Source organism: Pseudomonas sp. PA27(2017) (assembly GCF_001945445.1).
Classification (GTDB): Bacteria; Pseudomonadota; Gammaproteobacteria; order Pseudomonadales; family Pseudomonadaceae; genus Aquipseudomonas.
Map to the genome: position 1 here is coordinate 285,415 of NZ_MSXW01000016.1, position 6,591 is coordinate 292,005.

General features: G+C 64.1%; 5 protein-coding genes. 4 read left to right on the forward strand and 1 reads right to left on the reverse strand.

Features of this window, described 5'->3' with window-relative positions:
• Positions 1-117: 117 nt before the first annotated feature.
• The gene (locus BVH06_RS09360) at positions 118-1,296 is read right to left on the reverse strand and encodes a fumarylacetoacetate hydrolase family protein (protein ID WP_075933868.1); all 1,179 of its coding nucleotides are present in this window, start codon (positions 1,294-1,296) and stop codon (positions 118-120) included.
• A 382-nt stretch (positions 1,297-1,678) separates the two neighbouring features.
• On the opposite strand from BVH06_RS09360, the gene BVH06_RS09365 reads away from it, so the two are divergent.
• The 4 genes from BVH06_RS09365 (at position 1,679) to BVH06_RS09380 (ending at position 5,901) form a co-directional block, all read left to right on the forward strand.
• A complete protein-coding gene (locus tag BVH06_RS09365) occupies positions 1,679-2,620 on the forward strand; it encodes a LysR family transcriptional regulator (RefSeq protein WP_075929300.1) in 942 nt (313 codons plus the stop codon).
• A 269-nt stretch (positions 2,621-2,889) separates the two neighbouring features.
• Complete coding sequence (locus tag BVH06_RS09370; protein WP_075929299.1) at positions 2,890-4,284, forward strand: MFS transporter; 1,395 nt, start codon at positions 2,890-2,892, stop codon at positions 4,282-4,284.
• On the forward strand, positions 4,281-5,024 hold the full coding sequence (locus BVH06_RS09375) for an SDR family oxidoreductase (protein WP_075933869.1): 744 nt from the start codon (positions 4,281-4,283) through the stop codon (positions 5,022-5,024). Before BVH06_RS09370 ends, BVH06_RS09375 begins: the two co-directional genes overlap by 4 nt.
• A 28-nt stretch (positions 5,025-5,052) precedes the next feature.
• Complete coding sequence (locus BVH06_RS09380; RefSeq protein ID WP_075933870.1) at positions 5,053-5,901, forward strand: ureidoglycolate lyase; 849 nt, start codon at positions 5,053-5,055, stop codon at positions 5,899-5,901.
• The last annotated feature ends 690 nt before the right edge of the window (positions 5,902-6,591 follow it).

Here is a 6,591-nt window from a genome sequence, read left to right on the forward strand (position 1 = left end):
GAATGCGAGTCCAATCAAAATGCTCATTTACAGCACGTAAACTCCGCTTTTTCGCCTGTTTTTCCTTGCGCTGACTGCCTCGCCAACGTTTTTAGAGGTGCCCCAAAAGGACAAGCATCAGTCCAGCAGGCCGCGGGCGCTGAGGTTGTTGATCAGCGCGGTGATGCCAAAGGTCCAGGGTGCGGCCTTGTCGCTGGTGGTCACCTGGTTGTGCAGGGCGCCGAGGCGCGGGCTGCTGATGCTCACGCGGTCGCCGAGTTTATGGGTGAAACCGCTGCCTGGGTGATCGCGGTCTTCGGTGGGGGCAAAAAGGGTGCCGAGAAACAGCACGAAGCCGTCCGGGTACTGGTGCGAGGCGTTGAGCGTCTGCCTGGCCAGGTCCTGCGGATCACGGCTGATCTGGTCCATCGAACTGGTGCCGGTGAGCCGGTAACCGTCGGTGCCTTGCACCTGCAGTTCGACCACGCAGTTGCGCACGGCGTCGAGGTCGAAGTGTTCGTCGAACAGGCGAATGAACGGGCCGATGGCGCAGGAGGCGTTGTTGTCCTTGGCCTTGCTGAGCAAAAGCGCGCTGCGGCCTTCCACGTCACGCAGGTTGACGTCGTTGCCCAGGGTGGCGCCGTGGATCTGTCCGCGGCTGTTGACCGCCAGCACCACCTCCGGCTCCGGGTTGTTCCACTGGGATATCGGGTGGATGCCGATCTCGCTGGCGCTGCCCACCGCCGAAAGGATCGGCGCCTTGGTGAAGATCTCCGCGTCCAGGCCGATGCCGACTTCGAGGTACTGCGACCACATGTTCTGCTCGATCAACAGCTCCTTGAGGCGCATCGCCTGGGGCGAACCGGGGCGCACGGCGCGCAGGTTGTCGCCGATGGCCTCGCGCACGATGGCGCGCACGCTCTGGGCGCGGCTCGCGTCGCCAGCGGCTTTTTCCTCGATCACCCGCTCGATCATGCTGGCGGCGAAGGTCACTCCGGCGGCCTTGATCACCTGCAGGTCCAGCGGTGCCAACAAATACGGCTGGCTTGGGTCGGCATGGGCACCAGTGTTGGCCAGCAGCGCCTCGATACTGCCGACGAAGCTGCCGGCGGTTTCGCGCACGGCCTGCAGCGGATCATCGAGTTCCAGCAACTGGCTAAGGGTGGCGAAGCGCGCGGACAGGTCGAACACGCCGTCGGCGCGCAGCACGATGGGCGAGGGGCCGGCAACGGCGCCGGGAATCCAGGCGCGGCCGATCAGCGTGGCCGTGGCAACGTCGGCGGGCAGGGTGTTTTCGGGGGTGAGGCGGATCGACATGGCGATGAATCCCGGAGTGCATGAAAGCTGGAAGCTAGGGTCTGTTGATGTTTCAACGCGAGCCGCGTTGCCGCGAGAAATCTCGCCAGGCTAGGCGGAGGACGCAGGGAATGGTTGTTCCCTTGCCAAGTCCTCCAACGACGCATGGCGAAATTTCCCGCGCAACCCGCAGGGCCGGGCCAGTTTTTGCGCGAGGCGGCGTTACTCGATGGCTCATTTGGCCCACCAAACTTCGCATCTCGTGCCTTGCCTCGCGCAAAAACTGGCTCCGGCGCGGCCGTGCGTGAAACTCCAACAGACCCTAGGCGGCGATGTGGATAAACTCCAATGGCATATTTTCAATTATCAATAACCTGCCGTTATTGAATCGCTGGAGCTGGCCATGTCGGATCTGTCGTTCTCGAGCTTCTGCAACTGGCTCAAATTCCGCCACCTGACCCTTATCGACACCTTGGGGCGCACCCGCAACATGCACCTGGCAGCGCAGCAGATGAACCTCAGCCAGCCAGCGCTGAGCAAGATGCTCAAGGAGATCGAGAGCCTGCTCGGCTTCGCCGTATTCGAGCGCCTGCCGCGTAGCATGCAGCCCACGCCGCTGGGCGCGCAGGTGGTGCGTTATGCGCACCTGGCGCTCAACGATGCACGCACCTTCGTCGAGCAGATCAACAACCTCAGCGCCGGCGGCCATGGTCACCTCAAGGTCGGCGGCATCTTCGCCGCCACGGCGGTGGCGTTGCCCGAGGCCATCGTGCAGATCAAGCAGCGCTGGCCGCTGCTGGCCATCGAGGTGGTCGAGCAAACCAGCGACCACCTGATGGAAATGCTCGAAGAGCGCACCCTGGATCTGGCCATCGGCCGCTTCACCGAGCAGAGCCAGCAGCAGCGCTACGACTTCCAGGCGCTGGCGCCGGAACCGTTCTGCATCGTCGCCAACAGCCGCCACCCCCTGTGCGACGCCGGGCCGATGACCCTGCAGCAGCTGGTCAACTGGCCTTGGATTCTCTACCCCAAAGGCACGCCGATCCGCGGGCGCATGGAGGAAGTGTTCGCCAAGGCCAAGGTGCAGGTACCGCGCAACACCATCGAGACCATCTCCATGCAGACCTTTCTCAAGGTGCTGCAGGGCGGCCCGATGATCGGCATGTTGCCCGAGGCCATGGTGGTCGAGCACCTGGAAGGCGGCCTGCTGAAGAAGCTCGACACGCCGTTCTATCTGATGCCCCAGGACTACGGGATTCTTACCCGAAAGGGGGACCAGTTGCTCGGCCCGGCCCGGGAGTTCGCCGACATCCTGCTCGCCAATGCACAGCGCGAGCGAGATTGATTCGATAACGAAGCGTTATCGATTAATCAGCAAATGCCATTGGGATTGAATCGATACGCGGCATAGATTACCGGCCATCGCCACCACGGTCGGGTCGACAGCATATCCGTCGAATACCTGCACAGCGGTGCGCCGCCAGCTGCTGGGCTGGCCCATCCACCAGCCAGGGAGCCGCACCCGTTGTAACTGCAGTGTCGCCAGGCGCCGCCTGACGAAGCCCAACTCTATAAAAACAATCAGGCATGCCCGCATGCCCAAGGGTTATCACCATGCAACCACGTACCGAGAATCCGGCCGCGTCTGCACGCGACCACGACAGCGCCTTCGAAGATCGCACCTACCGCAAGGTCATCCTGCGCATTCTGCCCATCCTGTTGCTGTGCTACATGGCGGCCTACCTGGATCGGGTCAATATCGGCTTCGCCAAGCTGGACATGCTCGAAGACCTGCAGTTCAGCAACACCGTCTACGCCCTGGGCGCGAGCATGTTCTTCTGGGGCTATTTCCTGTTCGAGGTGCCGAGCAACCTGTTGCTGCACCGCCTCGGCGCGCGCTTCTGGATCGCCCGCATCATGCTGACCTGGGCCATCGTCTCGATGGCCGTGGCCTTCACCGTACCCTTGGCGCAGTTCTTCGGCATCCAGTCGAGCACCATGTTCTACATCCTGCGTTTCCTGCTCGGCATCTGCGAAGCTGGCTTCTTCCCGGGCGTGATTCTCTACCTCAACTACTGGTTCCCGACCCACCGGCAGAGCCGTGTGATGTCCGGCTTCCTGCTGGCGCTGCCGATCAGCCTGGTGCTCGGCGGCATGCTCTCGGGCTGGCTGATGACCGCGATGCAAGGCGTGCACGGGCTGTCCGGCTGGCAGTGGATGCTGCTGATCGAAGGCTTGCCGTCGATCGTCATGGCCGTGGTGATCGTGGTTTGCCTGTGCGACAACATCGACAAGGCCAAGTGGCTGTCCGCCGCTGAGAAAGCCATGCTCAAGGCCAACCTGCAGCAGGACAACACCGGCAAGGCCTCGCGCCTGAGCGAAGCCTTCCTCAACCCGCGGGTGTGGCTGCTGGTGCTGATCCTGCTGACCTTCAACACCGGCTTCTACGGGCTGGCGTTCTGGATGCCGTCGATCATCAAGAGCGCCGGCGTCACCAGCAGCCTGCACATCGGCCTGCTGACCGCCATTCCCTACGGCGTGGCCGCGGTGGCGATGCTGCTCAATGCGCGGCATTCCAACCGCACCGGCGAGCGCCGCCTGCATGCCGCGATTCCGGCCTTCATCGGCGGCGTTGGGCTGATGCTCAGCGCCTACTTCGCCCACGACATCGTGCTCTCGGTGCTGTTCCTGAGCGTGGCGGCCTCCGGCATCCTCAGCCTGATGCCGATCTACTGGACGCTGCCCGGCACCGTGCTGTCCGGCATCGCCGCGGCGGCCGGCATCGGCATCATCAACTCGTTCGGCAACCTGTCCGGCTTCACCGGCTCGATGATCACCGCGATGGCGGAAACCATGACCGGCGACATCAACAACGGCACCTACGTGCTGGCTGGCTGCCTGTTCGTCAGCGGCGCGCTGATCATGGCCATCCCGCGCAGCATGCTCGGCACGCCCGCCAGCAAACCACAGGCTGAAGTGCCCACCAACCTGACCCTGGAGAAAGCATGAACGAGCTGCACGGCAAACGCGTGCTGATCACCGCCGCCGGCCAGGGCATTGGCCTGGCCAGCGCCAGGGCCTTCGTGGCCGAGGGTGCCGAGGTGATCGCCACCGACATCGCGATCGGCACGTTGCAGGATGAGCCGGGCCTCACCGCCCTGCAGCTCGACGTCACCTCGCCCCAGGCCATCGCCGCGCTCAGCGAGCAGATCGGCGCGGTCGACGTGCTGTTCAACTGTGCGGGCTACGTGCACGCCGGCAGCATTCTGGAGTGTGACGAGGCCGCCTGGGAGCGCTCGCTGCAGCTCAACGTCACCGCCATGTACCGGATGATTCGCGCCACGCTGCCGGGCATGCTGGCCCGCGGCGGCGGCTCGATCATCAACATGGCCTCGGTGGCGTCGAGCATCAAGGGCGTGCCCAACCGCTGCGCCTACACCGCCAGCAAGGCGGCGGTGGTCGGCCTGACCAAGGCGGTGGCCGCCGACTACATCGCCCAGGGCATTCGTTGCAACGCCATTTGCCCGGGCACCGTGGAGTCGCCCTCGCTGCGTGTGCGCATCGCCGAACAGGCCGCGCTGCAGGGCGTGGCCGAGGAACAGGTGTACCGGCAATTCCTCGCCCGCCAGCCCATGGGGCGCATCGGCAGCGCCGAGGAAATCGCCCGGCTGGTGCTTTACCTCGGCTCCGACGCGTCTTCATACACTACCGGTGCGCTGCATGTGATCGATGGCGGCATGAGCATCTGATCGTCTTGAACCTGAACAAGGACCCAACATGAAACTGCTACGTTACGGCGCCAAGGGCGCAGAAAAGCCAGGCCTGCTGGACGCCGACAACCAGATTCGTGACCTCTCCGGGCATGTGGCCGATATCGCTGGCGACGTGCTGACGCCCGCCGGCCTCGCCGCACTGGCGCAGCTCGACCCGGCCAGCCTGCCGCTGGTGCCGGGCAGCCCGCGCATCGGCGCTTGCGTCGGCCAGGTCGGCAAGTTCGTGTGCATCGGCCTCAACTACGCCGACCACGCCGCCGAGTCCGGCATGGAGGTGCCAGAGGAGCCGATCATCTTCAACAAGTGGACCAGCGCCATCTGCGGGCCAAACGACGCCGTCGAGATTCCCCGCGGCTCGACCAAGACCGATTGGGAAGTGGAGCTGGGCGTGGTGATCGGCAAGGGTGGGCGCTACATCGACGAAGCCAACGCCATGGACCACGTCGCCGGCTACTGCGTGATCAACGACGTGTCCGAGCGCGAATGGCAGCTCGAACGCGGCGGCAGTTGGGACAAGGGCAAGGGCTTCGACACCTTCGGCCCGCTCGGCCCCTGGCTGGTAACCCGCGACGAAATCGCCGACCCACACAATCTGGACATGTGGCTGGAGGTCGACGGGCATCGTTACCAGCAGGGCAACACGCGCACGCTGATCTTCAACGTGCCGCAACTGATCGCCTACCTGAGCCGCTGCATGAGCCTGCAGCCGGGCGACGTGATCTCCACCGGCACCCCGCCGGGCGTGGGCCTGGGCATCAAGCCCAACCCGGTGTTCCTGCGCGCCGGGCAGACCATCAGATTGGGCATCGCCGGGTTGGGGGAGCAGCAGCAGGTCACGGTGCAGGCGGACTGAGGCGGCTATGAAAAGGGCTCGGAAGGCCTTGCCAGGCTAAAGGCTATATCGCAAGCCGCGGCGGCTTCGGTAGGACCCGCGCCCCGCGGCGAATGGAGAAAACGCTGCGGATTTTGCAGGGTGGCCGCTACCGCATCGCGCCGAGGTCGACGCTCCTACGCGGTCGTTGGGTTGCTCACAATCATTGTGGGAGCTGCGCCCCGCGGCGAATCGTGTGTACGACGTCGTTTTTGCAGCAAGGCCACAATCGAATTCGCGCCGAGGTCGACGTTCCTACGCTGTCGTTGGGTTGCTCACGATCATTGTGGGAGCTGCGCCCCGCGGCGAATAGTATGTACGACGTCGCTTTTGCAGCAAGGCCACAATCGAATTCGCGCCGAGGTCGACGCTCCTACGCTGTCGTTGGGTTGCGCACGATCATTGTGGGAGCTGCCCCCCGCGGCGAATCGTATGTACGACGTCGTTTTTGCAGCAAGGCTACAATCGAATTCGCGCCGAGGTCGACGCTCCTACGCGGTCGTGGGTTTGCTCACGATCATTGTGGGAGCTGCGCCCCGCGGCGAATCGCATGTATGACGCCGTTTTTGCAGCAAGGCCACAATCGAATTCGCGCCGAGGTCGACGTTCCTACGCGGTCGTTGGGTTGCTCACGATCATTGTGGGAGCTGCGCCCCGCAGCGAATCGTGTGT

What these genes read in the sequence shown, in the direction of transcription:
- BVH06_RS09370 (WP_075929299.1), top strand. Translation starts at nt 2,890, where the DNA reads ATGCAACCACGTACCGAGAATCCGGCCGCGTCTGCACGCGACCACGAC.
- BVH06_RS09380 (WP_075933870.1), top strand. Translation starts at nt 5,053, where the DNA reads ATGAAACTGCTACGTTACGGCGCCAAGGGCGCAGAAAAGCCAGGCCTG.
- BVH06_RS09375 (WP_075933869.1), top strand. Translation starts at nt 4,281, where the DNA reads ATGAACGAGCTGCACGGCAAACGCGTGCTGATCACCGCCGCCGGCCAG.
- BVH06_RS09360 (WP_075933868.1), bottom strand. Translation starts at nt 1,296, where the DNA reads ATGTCGATCCGCCTCACCCCCGAAAACACCCTGCCCGCCGACGTTGCC.
- BVH06_RS09365 (WP_075929300.1), top strand. Translation starts at nt 1,679, where the DNA reads ATGTCGGATCTGTCGTTCTCGAGCTTCTGCAACTGGCTCAAATTCCGC.